The organism is Streptomyces sp. APSN-46.1 (assembly GCF_022815725.1).
Lineage (GTDB): Bacteria > Actinomycetota > Actinomycetes > Streptomycetales > Streptomycetaceae > Streptomyces.
On record NZ_JALGRF010000002.1, the window covers coordinates 1,031,844 to 1,049,369 of the forward strand.

Here is a 17,526-nt window from a genome sequence, read left to right on the forward strand (position 1 = left end):
CAATCTTTCGGAGACGGCGGTCCGAAAGTCGGAACTTGTCATGAGCATGGCGCATCTCGCGCGCCCTGCAATATCCCCACACCACAGACGGGCCGCCGCCGTAACCCCCCGCAACGCACCACCTATGAGGAGGACACCTCACATGTCCGTAAAGCGTCACACCCGCCGGAAGATCGCCGGCATCAGCGCGACCGCCGTCGTGGCCCTCGCGCTCGGCGCAGCCGCCGCGTTACCCGCCGCCGCGGCGGACAGCGCTCCGCAGGGCGTCATCGAGAACGCGGGCGCCGCCGACGCCGTCCCCGGCAGCTACATCGTGACCCTGAAAGACTCCGCCGCCCGCTCCACCGACGACAGCGGCAAGGCCGTCGCCAAGCGGTACGGCGCGAAGATCGACCGGACCTACAGCGCCGCCCTCAACGGGTACTCCGTCGCGGTCTCCGAGGCCCAGGCCCGCAAGCTCGCCGCGGACCCGGCCGTCAAGTCGGTCGTGCAGAACCGGCTGTTCACCGTAGACGGCACCCAGGGCACCCAGCCCAGCCCGCCGTCCTGGGGTCTGGACCGCATCGACCAGCGCGCGCTCCCGCTGAACCAGAGCTACACGTACCCGGACAAGGCCGGCGAGGGCGTCACGGCGTACATCATCGACACCGGCGTCCGCAAGACGCACCAGGACTTCGGCGGCCGCGCCTCCGACGGCTACGACGCCATCGACAACGACAACACCGCCCAGGACGGCCACGGCCACGGCACCCACGTCGCCGGCACCGTCGCGGGCGGTTCGTACGGCGTGGCCAAGAAGGCCAAGATCGTCGGTGTCCGCGTGCTCGACAACAACGGCTCCGGCACGACCGCCCAGGTCGTCGCGGGAATCGACTGGGTCACGCGCAACGCCGTCAAGCCGGCCGTGGCCAACATGTCGCTCGGCGGCGGCGCGGACTCCGCGCTCGACACCGCCGTACGCAACTCCATAGCCGCCGGCATCACTTACGGCGTCGCGGCGGGCAACGAGTCCACCGACGCCTCCACGAAGTCCCCGGCGCGCGTCGCCGAGGCCATCACGGTCGGCGCCACCACCAGCACCGACGCCAAGGCCAGCTACTCCAACTACGGCACCATCCTGGACATCTTCGCGCCGGGCTCCTCCATCACCTCCTCGTGGGGCACGGGCGACACCGCCACCAACACCATCTCCGGTACGTCGATGGCCACGCCGCACGTGGTGGGCGCCGCCGCCCTCCACCTCTCGCAGAACCCGGCGAGCACCCCGGCGCAGGTCCGCGACAGCCTGGTCGCGGCGGCCACGCCGAACGTGGTGACCAGCCCCGGATCCGGCTCCCCGAACCGCCTGCTCTACGTCGGCGGCGACACCACCCCGCCGAACCCGGGCACCCGCTTCGAGAACCTGAACGACTACGCGATCAACGACAACTCCACCGTCGAGTCGCCGATCACCGTCAGCGGGATCTCCGGCAACGCCCCGGCGACGCTGAGCGTCCCGGTCAACATCCAGCACACGTGGATCGGTGACCTGAAGGTCGACCTGGTCGCCCCCGACGGCACCGTCTACACCCTTCACAACCGCACCGGCAGCAGCACGGACAACATCAACCAGACCTACACGGTCAACGCCTCCTCGGAGGTCGCGAACGGCGTCTGGAAGCTCCGCGTGAACGACAACGCGAACTACGACACCGGGAAGATCGACTCCTGGGCGCTCCAGTTCTGACCGGACACCCTGTAACAACGCACACCTCATAGGCAGGTGGCCTCCAGCCGAGAGCTGGGGGCCACCTGCGCTCGTGCGCCTGACGGCTTGGCGGGGGAAGCCCGTCAGAGATTCTTCGGGGCGCGGGGAATCGACGAAGCGAGGCCACCCCGCCGGTTCCCCGGGCCGCAGTCCGCGTGCGCGTACGCGTCAGGCCGTGCGCCGGAGGCTGCGTGCATGACGATCCGGTTCGCGGCGACGGCGGCAACGGGCTGATCGCAGTAGAGGCAGTACTCGCTTGCGCTCAATTGCGGCTCGCTCCTTTTCTCAGTGCGTGGCCGGATCAGTGGATGAGGCCGAGGCGTCTGTCCGCCTTGTAGCCCACGGTCCCGGTGAGTACGCGGTCAGGCGTGGACGGTGGCAGGGCGGGGTCGAGGCAGACGCCGATGTGCGCGGCTCGGTCCCCTTGGGCGCGCGTGGCCCAGCCGTGCGGCGGTCGGGGGAGCGCGAGGAGCGTCTCCGGGTGCCCGTAGTCGAGGGCCCACGCTCCCCACGCGTAGTACAGGAGGCGCGGAGTGGGCGGGTATCCCTCCCCTTCGCGCAGGCCGAGGCCGACGGCGATTCCGCGCAGATGGCGGTCGATGCTCGTTCCCCGACGCTCGTGTGCCTCGGGGTGGCCCATCATCAGGTAGGCGCATCCGTTGGCGCCCGTGGCGTAGGAAACTCGCACCTCGCGCAGGAAGTCGGCGTCGGGCATGACGGCGCGGGGCAGGACGATGCTCACGCGTCTGCCTGCCGCTGGCTGACTGCCTCGCGGCGCCGGCCTTCCTCCAATAGGGCGTTGTGGAGGGTGCGCACGATGCGGGCGGGGGAACGAGCGTGTCCCCAGTTCGCCAACGGCCCCGCCCCGGGGCCGACTGTGGTCAGGGTGTCCCAGTCGCTGGGTTTTTGGCTGTAGGGAACCAGAGTGCGCCTGACGAGTCGGGTGACCTCGTCCATCTCAACTCTCGTCGGCTGCATGCCCGTGCTCCCTACCGTCGTCAGCGGGTGGTGACACCAGCGTGACGGCAGCACGGGACAGGAACGCTCACAGATGTGTGAGTGCTACAGACCGACCCAGCGGGCCATCCCACCCAAGCCGTCGGGCGCCCGCCGCGACATGTGCACCAGGCCGCGGACCGTCGTGCGGGTGCCCGGCGAATGCCTGGTCTGCTCCGGCGCCACCTGCCGCGCCTTTGACAGATACTTCAGCGACTTATCCGCGTGCCCCGCCTCCATCTCCACCAGCGCACGGTCTACCAGATACCGGGCACGCCGTGACGTCAGCGTCGAGGCCGGCAGCTTCAGTGCCCGGGCCTGGACGAGAGCCTCATCGAAGCTACGCATGGCGATCGCCGCACCCAGCTCGTGCAGTCCAACGTTCACCCGTCCAAAGCTCAGCCAGTGCACCTCGCAGGCCTCACCGCCGACACGGTCGGCCATCTCGCGGGCTGCGGCGATGTGTGTCTCCACCGCAGAACGGTCCTCGTTCTTGGCAGCCACCGTCGCCGCGCCGAGGTGGAGCTGCCCCGCCACCGTGAGCGCCTCCCTGCTCGTCTCCCCGGCCAGCAGGCTGTGACCCGACGCGATCAGCGGGAGGCTCGTCGCGCAGCGCCAGAGGATCGCCCGCTTATACCGCTGCACCGCCTCGATACAAGGGTCCGAGGCGCGGGCCGCCGCCCATCCCATTCGGTCCAGCGCCACGCGTGAGAGGTCCGGGTAGCCGAGCTTCAGCGTGACATCGTGCGCGGTCCGGTAAGCAGAGGCGAGGGCCTGCCAGAGTGCAGTTGACGGGGCTGTCCAGACGGTGTGTGTCAGCTCGACGATCAGCGAGGGCAAGGCCTCGGCCGCCGCCCGCAGGTGTGTTGCCCGCACCTGCTGGCACACGGCGTCCGCCGCAGTGATCAGCTCCTGCGCCGGACGTACTTCGGTGAGATCGGGATGCGGGCCGAGGTCATACTGGTCGAGGGCTTCCCGGATCGGGGCAACCAGCGCGAGCAGTCGGCCAGGGGAAAGAGGGGCCACGGCAGGTGGTCCTGTCAATCGGGACGCGTCCACCTTGAGCGCCTGCGCCACAGCTGCCACCAGGCCAGCGCTCGCGGGGCGTGCGCCGCACTCGACCTGGTTCAGGAGGCTGAGGCTGTACGGAATCCGGTCGGCCAACTCGCGTTGGGTCAGGCGCGCGAGTCGCCGTTGTTCCCGGATCCGGGACCCGGTGTGGTCATCGTCGGGTAGAGGCATACAGGTCTCCGTCCAAGACGCGTCTTCACGGACCGTACCCGCGCACAGTGTGCCGGGTCTGCCCTCGCCCCCGACTCCACGTGAATCGGGGGCGATTGAATAGGCTCGGGCGCCATGACGACGAGGATTCTCTACCTGCTCTGCTCGGCCGCGCCGCCCGTCTTCGAGATCGCAGGCGTGGTGGAGGAGGCGCAGCGCCGCGGCTGGGACGTGTGCCTGGGCGTCACGCCGACGGCCGCCGACTGGCTGGAGGACAACCTTCCTGGGTTGGCTGCCCTGACGGGGCATCCGGTGCGCACGCGCTACAAGCGGCCCGGTCAGCCGGACGTGTGGCCGCCGGCGGACGTCGTGCTCGTCGCCCCCGCGACGACGAACACGATCAATAGGTGGGCGCTCGGGATCACTGACACGTGGGTCGTCGGGTTCGTGGCGGAGGGGATCGGCAAGGGCATCCCGATGGCGGTGATGCCGTGCGTGAACGCGGCGTACGCCCAGCACCCGCAGCTGCCCCGGTCGCTTGAGACTCTTCGGGAGGCCGGAGTCCGGGTGCTGTACGGGACGGAGGGCTTCGAGCCGAACCTGCCGGGGGAGAAGCGGCCATACCCGTGGGGTCTGGCGTTGGACGTTGTCGAAGACCTCGGCCGGTAGGCGGCGGGCTTCGGACGCACGAGAGCGCCCCTCCCAGCCCGGAGGCCGAGAGGGGGCGTTGTGCTGCTCAGGGGATGCCGTACCGCCGGCTGGCTCAGCCGGTGTTGATGATGCTGGAGAGCCGGACGGGCGTGCGGGTTGTCGATGGTGGTTCCGGGGTGGGTGGGCGAATATTCGTACGAGGCGTTGGGGAGTGATCACGAGGGTCCGCGCGGAGTCGGTTGAGGGGTAACGCGCGGTAACGGGTTTGGGTGACCTGGCTTCATCACTTCGGGTGAAACTCTGGCCCTCGCTTGCGGTGTACAACCGTCGGTTGCCAGGGTGTTGCTGTCTGTCAACCTGATGGGAGTGGCCAGTGGCTTTCGGTGAGCAGCCGGCCTATCTGCGCGTCGCCGGGGATCTGCGACGGAAGATCGTCGATGGGTCCCTGCCCCCGCATGCCCGGCTTCCCTCGCAGGCCCGGATCCGCGAGGAGTACGGGGTCTCGGACACGGTCGCGCTGGAGGCGCGGAAGGTCCTCATGGCGGAGGGGCTGGTCGAGGGCCGGTCCGGGTCGGGTACGTACGTACGGGAACAGCCCGTGCCGCGGCGGGTCTCGCGCTCCGGGTACCGCAGCGGGGGCGCGTCGACGCCGTTCAGACAGGAGCAGGCGGAGACGGGCGCGCGCGGCACGTGGGAGTCGAGCAGCGAGCAGACGGCCGCGCCCGCGGAGATCGCGCGGCGGCTCGGCATCGAGGCGGGCGACCGGGTGATGCGGACGCGGTACGTCTTCCGCGACGCGGGCGAGGCGATGATGCTGTCCACCTCGTGGGAGCCGCTCGCCGTGACCGGGCGGACGCCGGTGATGCTGCCTGAGGAGGGGCCGCTGGGCGGCTCGGGGGTGGTCGACCGGATGGCCGCGATCGACGTCGTGGTCGACAACGTGGTCGAGGAGGTCGGTGCGCGACCGGGGCTGGCGGAGGAGAGCGTGTTGCTCGGCGGGGTTCCGGGGCATGTGGTGCTGGTGATCGGCCGCACGTACTTCGCGTCCGGACTCGCCGTCGAGACCGCTGACGTCGTGGTCCCCGCGGACCGGTACCGGCTCGCGTACCACCTGCCCGTGCGGTGACTGGCCCTCGTCCCTTTGCCCGTTGATCGCGTGGGCGACGAAGGGCCGACCACGCGCCCCGTGTGAACCGGCGCGCACGGCCCGCTCGTACGCATGGCCGGATGCGTACGCCTGTGAGGTACCTCTTCGTGAAAACCCGTATCCGCTGTGTAAAGGTCGGGCGTAAGCTCGGGCATATGCGCAATGGGGTTTCCTGGGCAGGTACATCGGCGGAGGGTGAAGCGCGATGAACGACAGCGGTGCCCTGCTTCCATGGCTGGTCATACGTCAGGACGACAACGGCAACCGCTACCGGGTGGGCCGGTACCCCACCCGGTCCGAGGCCCAGAAGGTCGTCGACAGCCTCGACGACCGCGGGCACAAGCAGCTCTATTGGGTCGAGAGAGTCGGTCAGGGCAGCCAGACCGCCACGACGAACTGAGCGTTCCGGCATTGACATAGGCTCCGCCCATGACTGTACGAGTGGTCGTGGGCGGAGCCCTTTGTCATGACGGGCGCCTGCTGGCCGCCCGTCGCAGCGCGCCGCCGGAGCTGGCCGGCCGCTGGGAGCTGCCCGGCGGGAAGGCTGAGCCGGGTGAATCCGTACCCGAGGCCCTGGTGCGCGAACTGCGTGAGGAACTCGGTATCGAGGCCGAGCCGCTGGAGCGGATCCCGGGGGAGTGGGCGCTGGCACCCGGTCTCGTGCTGCACGTGTGGACGGCCCGCCTGGTGTCCGGGGAGCCCGCGCCGCTGGAGGACCACGACGAACTGCGGTGGCTCGGGCCCGAGGAGCTGGACTCGGTGGACTGGCTCGACCAGGACCGCCCGGCGGTCGCGGAGGCGGGGCGCCGACTGCGCGTCTGAGTCGGCGCGGCGGGCGGCGCGGGGCCCGCAGCGGATCGCACGTGCGGGGGCGGCGCGGGTGGCGCGGGCGGCGTGGGGGTGGGGGGTAAGGGGGCACGGCGGGTCGCATCGGGGCGCGTGCCGCTCACGCTGTAGGCCGTCTGTGCCCCAGTGCGCCGGTGCGTGGGGGATCGAGTGGTACGACGCCTTAAATATCGGGTATGTCGCTATTGATCCCTCTGTTCCTGCTGAACCCGACTGGGGTCGCTGCCGGCCCAGGAAGTGATCGGCGTGATCGAGACAGACGGTGAATGCGCCGAGTGGGCCTTCCCCGCCGAGCCCGGTGTCGTCCGCACCGCCCGCCACGCCGTGCGCGGAAAACTCCGGGCCTGGGGCCTGGAGGCAGTCGGTGACGTGACCGTCCTGCTGGTCAGCGAGCTGGTCACCAACTCCCTGCGCTACGCCTCCGGCCCCATCGGGGTCCGTCTTGTACGGCCGAAACCAGCCGAGGAGGGCTCCACGGGAGGCGCCGCGCTGCTCGTGGAAGTTTCCGATCCGCTTCCGGATCCGCCCCGGGAGCGCGTCGCGCACCCGGACGACGAGGGCGGTCGCGGACTGCAACTCGTCGCCGTCTCGGCACAGCGCTGGGGGACCCGCCACGGGAAGTCGGGGAAGACCGTGTGGTTCGAGTTGGCTCTTCCTGGTGAGTAACAAGGGGAAGGGTGGCCGACGATCACCGGACATGGCTGAAACTAACGGGACCTTTTTGTGATCGTGAACGCCGTGCCGTCCGGGGCCGTGGTGCTGAATACTTCGGTCATGGCCGGTCCGGTTGCGGTGAGCTGGAGGGGACGGTCGCGTGAGCGAGATACCTGCGCAGGCACATCAGGCCCGAGTGCCCGGGGAGACATGGGACGACTCCCTGTGGCACAGCAGCCCGCCTGGCTCGATATATGACTACATAAAGGTCGCTTCGTTCTCGATCGGCCCGGACGGGCTCGTCGACCAGTGGAGCCTGCGCGCCGAGGAACTGTTCGGCCTCACCGCGGCCCAGACGGTCGGCCGCGACCCGGTCGACGCCTTCATGCCGCCGGAGCTGCGCGACGGCGGGCACCGCAAGGTGGCCGAGATCCTCGACGGCAAGGAATGGACTGGTCTCGTCCCGTTCCGGATCCCCGACGGCGACGGCGACGGCGGCCACGGCGTGGCCGAGATCTATGTGATGCCGACCCAGACGGAGACCGGTGAGCGGGCCGCGCTGTGCGTCGTGGTCGACGTACGCGCGCTGCGGCGGATCGAATCCGATCTCGCGGCCTCGCGTGCCATATTCGGCCAATCTCCCTTCGGCTTCCTTCTCTTCGGTACGGACCTCACCGTGCAGCGGGCCAACCGCCGCTTCGCGACCGTGTTCGGCGGCGCGGCCGAGGAGCACCGCGGCCGCACCGTCCACGACTACCTCCCCGCCCACGAGGCCGACCGGATGACCGAGGCCCTGCGACGGGTGCTGGAGACCGGACAGTCCGTCACCGACCTCCGGATCACCGGGGCGGCCCCGGGCAGCAGGGACAACCGCCACTGGTCGATCAACCTCTACCGGGTGCACGGCGGCAGCGGCCGCCCCATCGGCGTCGCGGGCCTCGGCACCGATGTCACCCGACGCCACCTCGCCGCCCGCGAGGCCGCCGGCGTCCGGCGCAACCTCGCCCTCCTCAACGAGGCCGGGCACCGGATCGGGAACTCCCTCGACCTGGAGACCACCGCCCGGGAACTCCTCGACGTCACCGTCCCCGGCTTCTGCGACCTGGCCTCCGTGGACCTGTACCAGGGGCTGCTGCTCGGCGACGACGACCGGCCCGCCCGGCCGCAGGGCCCCGGGGTGCCCTCCCTGCCCGGGCAGGGACCCGGGCGCGCCCCCTCCGCCCCGCTGCGGCGGGTGGCCTTCGCCTCGGCGGTGTCGGACGCGCCGCTGTCGGGTCCCGGCGCGCTGGTCTCCGTAGGGGAGGTCCACCGGTATCCGGCCGCGTCGCCCAGCGCGCTGGCGCTGCGGACGGCGCGGCCCCGGCTGATCGTGGCCGGCGGGGCGGACGACCTCGTGCAGTCGACGCTGGTGGTGCCGCTGGTGGCGCACGACACGGTGGTCGGACTCGCCCAGTTCTCCCGTACCAAGGGCAGCGAGCCCTTCGGGGAACGCGACCGGGCGGTGGCGGTGGAGCTGGCCGCGCGGGCCGCCGTCTGCATCGACAACGCGCGCCTGTACCGGCGCGAGCACGAGCGGGCGCTGATACTCCAGCGCAGCCTGCTGCCCCCGGGAGACCCGGAGGCGGCGGGCCTGGACATCGCCTGCCGGTACCTGCCGGGCAACGCCGCGACCGAGGTCGGCGGGGACTGGTTCGACGTCATCGAGCTGCCCGGGCACCGCACGGCCCTGGTCGTCGGGGACGTGATGGGCCGCGGGCTGCGGGCGGCCGTGGCCATGGGGGAGCTGCGGACCGCGGTACGGACGCTCGCGCTGCTGGATCTGGAGCCGGCGGAGGTACTGACGGCGCTGGACGAGATCGCGCGGGGGCTCGGCGCCCCCGGAGGCTCCCAGCAGGCCTCCCGGGCGGCGCTGCACTCGCGGGACGCGGACCGGTCGGAGGTGTACCTCGCGACCTGCGTGTACGCCGTGTACGACCCGGTGACCCGGCGCTGCACGATCGCCAACGCCGGCCACATGCCGCCGGTCCTGGTGGAACCGGCGGAACCGGGCGCCGCGCCCCGGCCGGGGCTGCTGCTGGAGGTGCCGCCGGGGATGCCGCTGGGGGTGGGCGGCGAGCCCTTCGAGGAGGTGGAGGTCGAACTCCCGGAGGGCGCGCTGCTGGCGCTGTACACGGACGGGCTGGTGGAGTCGCGGGACCACCCCCTGGAGGAGGGGCTGCGAGGGCTGCGGGAGGCGCTCGCCGATCCGGTGCGGCCGCTGGAGGACGTCTGCGACCACGTGCTGAACACGCTGGACACCCGGCACGGGGAGGACGACATCGCGCTGCTGATGGCGCGGGTGCAGGGACTGCCGGTGGACGCGGTGGGCGACTGGCAGCTGCCCCGGGAGGCGCGGTCGGTGGGGCGCGCGCGGGAGCTGGCGCGGGCGAAGCTGCCGGCGTGGGGGCTGGAGGGGCTGCTGGACACTACCGAGCTGCTGGTGAGCGAGCTGGTCACGAACGCCCTGCGGTACGGCGAGGGTGAGATCCGGCTCCGTCTCCTGCTCGACCGCACCCTCGTCTGCGAGGTGTGGGACGGCAACCTGGTCCAGCCGCGGCGGCGGCGGGCGCGGGACACGGACGAGGGCGGGCGGGGGCTCCAGCTGGTCGGCCTGCTGTCCGCGGGCTGGGGCACCCGCCGGACCCACCGGGGGAAGACGGTGTGGTTCGAGCTCCCGCTGCCGGGGGCGGCCGCCGAATCGGTGACGGAACTGTCGGCGGAGCAGCTGCTGGGCCTGTACGGCTGATCCGGACCCGGGCGGGGGCCCCACGCGGCGAGTCCCGCCGCGCCCCGGTCCTGCGGCGGGCCAGCCTGCGCCGGGTCCGGGGCGGGACCCGCCACGCCTGGGTCCCACGGCGGGACCTGCCACGCCTGGGTCCCACGGCGGGACCTGCCACGCCTGGGTCCTGCGGCGGGTCCCGCCACGTCCGGGTCCCACGGCGGGTCCCGCCACGCCTGGGTCCCACGGCGGGACCTGCCACGCCTGGGTCCTGCGGCGGGTCCCGCCGGCGGCGGGTCTATGCCGTTCTGCCCGCCTTCAGGGCCGCCAGGCGGTCCTCGATGTCCGAGGCCCTGCCGAGGTCGTCCAGGGCCTCGAACTGGGCGTCCAGGGTGGAGGCGGCCAGTTCCTGCTTGCCGAGCGCCAGGGCCTCCTCCCGGCGGACCTTGTCCTCGAAGCGGTTCAGGTCGCTCGTCGGGTCCATGACGTCGATGTCCTTCACCGCGTCCAGCATCGTGTTCTGCGCCCGCGCCGTCTCCGCCCGCGCCACCAGCTCGTCGCGCTTGGCCGTCAGCTCGGTCAGCTTGTTCCGCATCGAGTCCAGGCCCGCCTTGAGCTTGTCGACCACCTGCGCCTGGGCGGCGATCGTCGGCTCCGCCGTCCGCGCCTCCTTCTCCGACTGCAACTGGCGGCCCAGCGCGACCCTCGCCAGGTTGTCGAACCGGTCCGCCTCCGCCGCCGCGCCGGCGGCCCGCAGTTCGTCGCCCTTCCGGCTCGCCGCGAGCGCCTTGCCGCCCCACCCGGCGGCCGCCTCCACGTCCTCCTTGTGGTCCGCCTCCAGCATCCGCAGATTGCCGATCGTGGTGGCGACCGCCTGCTCCGCCTCCGCGATGTTGTTCGTGTAGTCGCGGATCAGCTGGTCCAGCATCCTCTGCGGATCCTCCGCCTGGTCCAGCAGGGCGTTGATGTTGGCCTTCGCGAGCTGGGTGACCCGGCCGAGGACGGTCTGCTTGCTCATGAGCGTGAACTCCTTGGTGAGGTGAGGGCGCCGAGCCACAGCTCCAGCAGGTTCTAGAAGCGGCCGCCGCCGCCCATCCGACCGCGGGTGCGCCCGCCGCCGAAGGAGCCCGGGCCGGGGCCCCCGCCCCCGCCGCCGAAACCCCCGCCCCGGCCACCCCGGCCGCCGCCGAGGATCTCGCCGAGGATGATCCCGCCGAGCACCGCGCCGCCCATGCCCCCGCTCTGCCGCCGGCCGCCGCCGGCGTACGCGTCCTGGTAGCCCCGTACGTCCTGCTCGGCCAGCTGCTGCGCCTGCCGGGCGAGCGCGTCCGCCCGCTGGGCCTCCGCCAGGGCCGCCGCCGGGTCCGGTTCCGTCAGGGCCGCCGACCGCTCCAGGTGCCGCTGCGCCTCCGCCAGCCGGGTCCGGGCCTGGCTGCCGACCGCGCCCCGGCTGGTGGTGATGTAGTCCGTCGCCGCGCCGATCGCGCTGCGGGCCGAGAGCAGCGCCTGGTCCAGCAGCGCCACCGCCCGCCGACGGCCCGATTCGCTTTCGCGCGCCCCCGACAGGGCCTCGTCGAGCAGCGCGTCCGCCTCCTCGACCCGCCGCAGCGCGTCGATCGGGTCGTACCGGCCGGCCGCCCGCTCCTGCCGTACGTCGGCCAGGACCGCCTCCGCACGGCTGATCCGGCCGCGCAGATCCGCCGTCGAGACCTCCTTGGCGGTGCCGGCCAGCAGGCCGCGAGCGTCCGCGAGGTCCGTCTCGGTCTCGTTCACCGCCCCGTCCAGCTTCCCGGCCGCCTCCGCCAGCTCCTGGGCCCGCCGCTCGACCGCGTCCACCAGGGTCGCGGCCTGGTCCACCGCGCCCTCGGCGGCCCGTACGTGCACGGCCGCCCCGCCGTTGTCCCCGCCGTCGATCGCCGCCCGCGCCCCGTCGAGGCTGGTGGTCGCGAACAGCAGCCGGTCCTTGGCCTGTTCGGCGTTGGAGGCCACCGGGGCCGCGGCGGAGTCCGCGTACCGCCCGGTGAGGGCGGTGAGCGTGGCCTCCGCCGTCGTCGTGCGCCCGGCCAGCGCGCGGAAACGGTCCTCCACGGTCGCCAGCGCCCGCGCTGCGTTCTTCTCCAGGTCCCGCAGCCGGTCGAAGTCCGCCGCCTCGGCGTCGAGCCGCCGGTTCGCCTCCGCGCAGCGGGCGACGATCTCGTCCAGCATCCGGCGCCGGGTGGCGTCGTCCTCCGGGTACGCGTCGTCGAGCTGCTGGCGCAGCCGGAAGGCGTGCGTCAGCTCGCCCTTGGCGTACCCCACGGCCTCGGTGAAGGAGCCCACGGCCGCGTCCCCGAACTGGGCCGAGGCGAAGCCGAGTTCCTCGATGCTGGTGCGGACCGCGTCGTCGGTCTCCACCAGCAGCGCCTTGGCCTTGGCGTCGAGTTCGGGCAGCGGGAGCGCGGTCGTGGTCGCGGGCTGCTCGCCCCAGCCCGTCGTGGTCCTCGTACCGGACCCGGTGCCGCCGCCCTTTCGCTTGCTGCGGCGGTACGCGTACGCCGCGAGCGCGGCGGCCGCGCCGACCGTGACGACCGGGAGCACGAAGTCCCCGGCCCCGTTCTGGCCGCTCGAACCGTCACCGCCGGGGTTCGCCTCGCCGGGGGTGATGGCGGGGACGGGTACGGGCTGCCCGCCGAGCACGGCGTCGTAGCCGTTGGCCGCGCCGATCGCGGCGCCCGCCCAGTCGTTCTGCCGCAAGGCGGGATCGATGGCGGTCCGCGCGACGGCCGCGAGCTGCTCCTCGGTGAATCCGGAGTCCACATCGGCCGAATAGGCGTACTGCCGGGCTCCGGTCGCCACGGCCAGCAGTACGTCGTTCTGGCCGAGGCCGTTCTTCTGCGCGGTGGCGTCGGCCCAGCTCTGGGCGGAGCGGTCGGAGAAGTCGTGCACGTAGGCGACGAAGAGCTGGATCCCGCGGTTCGCGTACAGCCTGTCGAGCGCGGCCCCGACGGCGGGCCTCCGGTCGCCGAGGGCCCCGACGCGGTCGGTGATCTGCCCCTGCTGGGACAGGGTGACGGGATCCTCCGCCCGGGCGGGCGCCGCCCCGCCCACCCCCCACCCGCCGAACGCGAGCAGCGCGGCGGCGAGGGCGAGGGCCGCTCGGACGGCGATCGCGGGGGCGGTGCGTCTCGTCGACGGAGTCACATCTGGGAGCGTATGGGCGCTCTTCCGGCCCCGCACCCGGAGCGATCACCCGACGGGAGGGCCCCGCCGGAGGCCCGGCGGGAGGGCCCGGCGGGAGGGCCCGGCCCTACGGCAGTGCCACCGCCGTGAGCCCGGGCAGCGAGAGGACGATGCCGTCACCGGCCAGCACGGCCGCGGCGCCGCCGATCCCGGGGTGCTCCCAGTGCCAGACCGGCCTTCCGGTCGCCAGGTCCAGGCCCGTCAGGAACGGCGGCCGGGGCGTGCGGCCGAACCGTCCGCCGCGGCCCCCCTGCGAGGACTTGAGGTAGAGCACGCCCTGCCGGATGCCCAGCGGTTCGAGGACGCAGGAGGGGCCGCTCCGCCGGGTCACCCGCTGTTGCCACAACAAGCTCCCGCTCTGCCCGTCCAGGGCGTACACCATGTCCCAGCCCTCCTCGGTCCGGAACACGGCCGCGTAGACCACGCCGCCCTCGACCAGCAGCCGGGGCGCCGGCGAGCCCGCCTCGAACCGCCACAGCTCGTGCCCGTCGAGCCGTCGCAGGGCGCGCACGGTGTCCCCGTCCATCACGTGCACCGGACCGCCCGGGAGCTGCGGCCCGAGCGCGTACCCGTTCCGCGGCCAGGACCACAGGGGCAGTCCGTCGGCCGGCCGCAGCGCCGTGAGCAGGAGCCCGTCCGAGAGGACCAGGCAGTCGCCCGCCACCGTCAGCCTGCGCGAACCACCGCCCTGGACCGGGCGCCGCCACACGGTCTCGCCGGTCGCCGGGTCCAGGGCGGTCAGCTCGCCGCGCGTCCCGTACAGCCCGAGCCCGCAGGCCAGGGTCAGCGCCGCACCCTGGCCGGTCCGGGTGTCCGGCAGATCCCGCCACCAGCGGACCCGGCCGTCCTCGGGCTCCCGCGCCAGCAGCCGGACCCCGAGGCCGGCGGCCGCCTCCACGGCGACGAGGACCACGCCCGCGTCCGCCGCGCTCGACACCCGGGCCGCGGTCACCCGCGCGGCGGCCTCCCGCGCCGCGCCCGGCAACGGCCGGGCCGGGACCCCTTCGTCGGCGTGCGCGCTCCAGCGGCCCGCACCGGTGTCGGCCCATACGGAGCCCACCTCGTCGCCCTCGGACCACACCACGCAGTCCCCGGCGGCGTGGAGGGGGTTCGAGGGCAGGGACGAGGGGAGCTGCCCGCCCGAAGGGGCCGTGCCCGGGCCCACCTCCGCGCGCCAGCGGACCTGGCCGGGGCCCACGGCCGCCTCGGGAGGGCGGCCTCTCCGGGCCCGGGTCGCGGTGCTGACGACCACGGCCCGGTCGCGCGGCGGCGGGCTGCCGGGGTCCGTCGCCGCCTCCGGCAGCCAGGGCCGGTCGGACACGTACTCGGAGGCGATCCGGATCAGCTCCAGGGCCCGTGACGACCCCTCGCCCCGGGCCCGGGCGAGCGCCGCCCGTTCCCGTCCCGCCGCCAGGTCCAGCGGGAGCCGGGGGCGCCCCTCACGCGCCAGGGCGGCGTCCAGGGCCGCCCGTGCGGCCTTAACCCGCGCATCCTGTGAGTCCGTACCCCCGCGGCCCGGGATGTCCGCCGCGCGCTCCCGCACGAGGAGGAACAGCTCCTGCCTCGCCCGGTCGAGGAACAGGTCCTCCGGGTGTCCGGTGACGCCGAGCGCCGACGCCACCTCGCACAGGGCGCGGACGCGCTCGCTCCCGAGCGGCATGTGCGCGATGAGGCGCAACGCCTCCTCGGGATCCCCGGGCGCGGCGGCCACGGCGGCGGCCGTCACGGCCGCCCGCTCCGCCGACGACCGCAGTTCCGGGTCCGCGATCAGGTCCAGGTACTCGTCCAGTCGCGCGGGGTCGGTCCGGGCCGCGCCCTCGGCCACCCGCGTCCAGATGCCGCCGCCCGACATCTGTCCGCTGAACGTGCCGCCGCCGAAGTGACGCCGGGCCAGCACGGCGGCGCGCTCGGGGGCGACCGCGGCGAGCTCTCGCGCCACCGAGTGGAGCGGGCTCTGCCGCTCCGGCGGGAACACCGTGAACAGTGCCTGCTGGGCATCGGTGAGGAGCCGATCCGTTCGCGCGGGGGCATGCGGGGCGCTCTGCCGGGCGAGTCTGGCCAGATTCCCGGCCACCACCAACCCGCTCTCCCCGGCATCGGCCCACGCGGCGAGCTCCGCGCCCGCCAGCAGCCGGCCGGCCAGCCCCGCGTCGAAGCGGGCCGCCGCGTCCGCCGCGCGGGCCAGGGCCTCGACGCGCCGGCGCCCGAGCTGGGCGTGCGGGGAGCCGGGCTCCAGTTCCGCCTCCGCCTCCAGCAGCAGCCCCCGTACGAACTCCCGCACTTCGGCGGGGTCCACGACCCCCGCGGCAGACTCCCCCGCTCCCGCTCCCGCTCCCCCGCCCGCCGCGCCCGCTCCCGCTCCCCCGCCCGCCGCGCCCGCTCCCGCAGCTGCGCCTGTGCCTGCGCCCGCTCCCGCAGCTGCGCCTGCGCCTGCGCCCGCTCCCGCAGCTGGGCCCACGCCCGCGCCCGCTCCCGCTCCCGCGCCTGCGACCGCGCCTGCGCCTGCGACCGCGCCTGCGCCCGCTCCCGCGCCTGCGACCGCTCCCGCAGCCGCGGCCACGCCGGCCGGACCCCAGGCGGGACCCCCGGCCGGAGCACCCCCCAGTTCCAGCAGCCCCCGCAGCGTCTTCCCCACCGACTCCGCCGACTCCGGCCGCTCCGCCGGGGACTTCGCCAGCAGGACCCGTACCAGCGCGTCCAGCTCCGGGGCCACCCGCAGCGGCGCCGGGGCGTCCTCGATGTGCCGGCGCATGAGGACGTAGGGCCCCTCGGCCGAACCGAACGGCGGCCCCCCGCTCAGCAGGGCGTACAGCACGCACCCCAGCGCGTACAGATCGCACCGGGCGTCCACCGCCTCGCCCCGCCACTGCTCGGGCGCCATGTACGCCGGGGTGCCGAAGATCCGGCCGGTGACCGTCCAGCCCGCCGTCGCGTCCGCGGAGTGCGCGATGCCGAAGTCGCAGATCTTGAGGCGGCCGCCGGGCAGCCGGAAGAGGTTGGCGGGCTTCAGGTCCCGGTGCACCACGGCCCGTTCGTGCGCGGCGGCCAGGGCCTCCGCCGTCTGCGCCGCCAGACCGAGCGCCTGCTCCACCGGCAGGCCGTCCGGGGAGCGGCCCAGTACCGAAGCCAGGTCCTCGCCGGAGAGCAACTCCATGACGATGAAGAGCCGGCCGTCGTGGCGGCCCACGTCGTGCACCACCGTGATCCCCGGGTGCTGGAGCCGCGCCCCGATGGTGGCCTCGCGCCGGAAGCGGGCCACCACCTCGTCGTTCGTCGCCGCCTCCAGCAGCACCTTCACCGCGACGGCCCGGTCCAGGTCCAGGTCGTGCCCGCGCCACACCTCGCCCATACCGCCCTGGCCGAGCCGCCGGTCCAGCCGGTAACGGCCCGCCAGTTGATCCCCCACCCGCACCGCGCATGCCCCCTGACTCCACGTCAATGACGTCCACCCAGGGGGCATTGTGTACTGCGAAGTGAACTATTGGGGGTCGGAACGGCGGCGGATCCTGCTTCCCAGCCACACCAGCGGGTCGTACTTGCGGTCCACCGCCCGCTCCTTCAGCGGGATCAGGGCGTTGTCGGTGATCTTGATGTCCTCGGGGCAGACCTCCGTACAGCACTTGGTGATGTTGCAGTAGCCCAGTCCGTGCTCGTCCTGGGCGGTGCGCTTGCGGTCCAGGCCCGCCTCGGCCGCCGCGTCCAGCGGGTGCATGTCCAGCTCCGCCACCCGCATCAGGAAGCGCGGACCCGCGAAGGCCGCCTTGTTCTCCTCGTGGTCACGCACCACGTGGCAGGTGTCCTGGCACAGGAAGCACTCGATGCACTTGCGGAACTCCTGCGAGCGCTCCACATCCACCTGCCGCATCCGGTACGCGCCCGGAGCCACCCCCTCCGGCGGCACGAAGGACGGGACCTCGCGCGCCTTCCGGTAGTTGAAGGACACGTCGGTCACCAGGTCCCGGATCACCGGGAAAGCCCGCAGCGGGGTCACGGTGATCGTCTCGTCCCGCGAGAAGGTGGACATCCGGGTCATGCACATCAGCCGGGGCCGCCCGTTGACCTCCGCGCTGCACGAGCCGCACTTGCCGGCCTTGCAGTTCCAGCGGACCGCCAGGTCGGAGGCCTGGGTCGCCTGCAGCCGGTGGACGATGTCCAGGACCACCTCGCCGTCGTGCACCTCGACGGTGAAGTCCCGCAGCTCGCCGCCCTCCGCGTCGCCCCGCCAGATCCGGAAGCGGGCGTCGTAGGTAGTCACTCGATTTCTCCCTGGATGCCCCGGGCTTCAGC

The 17,526-nt window shown here is 73.2% G+C and carries 13 protein-coding genes; 7 read left to right on the plus strand and 6 right to left on the minus strand.

The window, feature by feature from the left end; translation table 11 throughout:
• Positions 1 to 142: 142 nt before the first annotated feature.
• Positions 143 to 1,726, plus strand: a complete 1,584-nt coding sequence (locus MTF65_RS11415; RefSeq protein ID WP_243628434.1) for a S8 family peptidase — start codon at positions 143 to 145, stop codon at positions 1,724 to 1,726.
• Positions 1,727 to 2,048: 322 nt separating this feature from the next.
• On the opposite strand, the gene MTF65_RS11420 is transcribed toward MTF65_RS11415, so the two are convergent.
• The gene (locus MTF65_RS11420) at positions 2,049 to 2,489 is read right to left on the minus strand and encodes a hypothetical protein (RefSeq protein ID WP_243628435.1); all 441 of its coding nucleotides are present in this window, start codon (positions 2,487 to 2,489) and stop codon (positions 2,049 to 2,051) included.
• Positions 2,490 to 2,809: 320 nt separating this feature from the next.
• Positions 2,810 to 3,985 (minus strand): helix-turn-helix domain-containing protein, encoded by a 1,176-nt coding sequence (locus MTF65_RS11425; RefSeq protein ID WP_243628436.1) that lies wholly within the window; start codon positions 3,983 to 3,985, stop codon positions 2,810 to 2,812.
• 114 nt (positions 3,986 to 4,099) lie between these two features.
• Here MTF65_RS11425 and MTF65_RS11430 point away from each other — a divergent pair, with 114 nt between their 5' ends.
• From MTF65_RS11430 to MTF65_RS11455, 6 genes are all read left to right on the plus strand, one after another.
• Positions 4,100 to 4,633, plus strand: coding sequence for a flavoprotein (locus MTF65_RS11430; protein WP_243628437.1), 534 nt, complete (start codon positions 4,100 to 4,102; stop codon positions 4,631 to 4,633).
• Positions 4,634 to 4,988: 355 nt separating this feature from the next.
• Entirely contained in the window at positions 4,989 to 5,741 is a 753-nt protein-coding gene (locus MTF65_RS11435) for a GntR family transcriptional regulator (protein ID WP_243628438.1), read from the plus strand.
• A gap of 226 nt (positions 5,742 to 5,967) precedes the next feature.
• Positions 5,968 to 6,162, plus strand: coding sequence for an SPOR domain-containing protein (locus MTF65_RS11440; RefSeq protein ID WP_243628439.1), 195 nt, complete (start codon positions 5,968 to 5,970; stop codon positions 6,160 to 6,162).
• 29 nt (positions 6,163 to 6,191) lie between these two features.
• Positions 6,192 to 6,584 carry a (deoxy)nucleoside triphosphate pyrophosphohydrolase gene (locus tag MTF65_RS11445; protein ID WP_243628440.1) on the plus strand — a complete coding sequence of 131 codons (393 nt, stop codon included), beginning with the start codon at positions 6,192 to 6,194 and terminating at the stop codon, positions 6,582 to 6,584.
• 261 nt (positions 6,585 to 6,845) lie between these two features.
• Positions 6,846 to 7,274 carry an ATP-binding protein gene (locus MTF65_RS11450; protein ID WP_243628441.1) on the plus strand — a complete coding sequence of 143 codons (429 nt, stop codon included), beginning with the start codon at positions 6,846 to 6,848 and terminating at the stop codon, positions 7,272 to 7,274.
• 157 nt (positions 7,275 to 7,431) lie between these two features.
• Positions 7,432 to 10,047: a SpoIIE family protein phosphatase gene (locus MTF65_RS11455; RefSeq protein ID WP_243628681.1), complete on the plus strand. Its 2,616-nt coding sequence runs from the start codon at positions 7,432 to 7,434 to the stop codon at positions 10,045 to 10,047.
• A gap of 271 nt (positions 10,048 to 10,318) precedes the next feature.
• Here MTF65_RS11455 and MTF65_RS11460 read toward each other — a convergent pair whose 3' ends face one another.
• From MTF65_RS11460 to MTF65_RS11475, 4 genes are all read right to left on the minus strand, one after another.
• Entirely contained in the window at positions 10,319 to 11,038 is a 720-nt protein-coding gene (locus MTF65_RS11460; RefSeq protein ID WP_243628442.1) for a PspA/IM30 family protein, read from the minus strand.
• Positions 11,039 to 11,091: 53 nt separating this feature from the next.
• Positions 11,092 to 13,200 carry a TPM domain-containing protein gene (locus MTF65_RS11465; protein ID WP_374207206.1) on the minus strand — a complete coding sequence of 703 codons (2,109 nt, stop codon included), beginning with the start codon at positions 13,198 to 13,200 and terminating at the stop codon, positions 11,092 to 11,094.
• A 106-nt stretch (positions 13,201 to 13,306) separates the two neighbouring features.
• On the minus strand, positions 13,307 to 16,645 hold the full coding sequence (locus MTF65_RS11470; RefSeq protein ID WP_243628443.1) for a protein kinase domain-containing protein: 3,339 nt from the start codon (positions 16,643 to 16,645) through the stop codon (positions 13,307 to 13,309).
• A gap of 72 nt (positions 16,646 to 16,717) precedes the next feature.
• Positions 16,718 to 17,494: a succinate dehydrogenase/fumarate reductase iron-sulfur subunit gene (locus MTF65_RS11475; protein ID WP_243628444.1), complete on the minus strand. Its 777-nt coding sequence runs from the start codon at positions 17,492 to 17,494 to the stop codon at positions 16,718 to 16,720.
• Between the last annotated feature and the right edge of the window lie 32 nt (positions 17,495 to 17,526).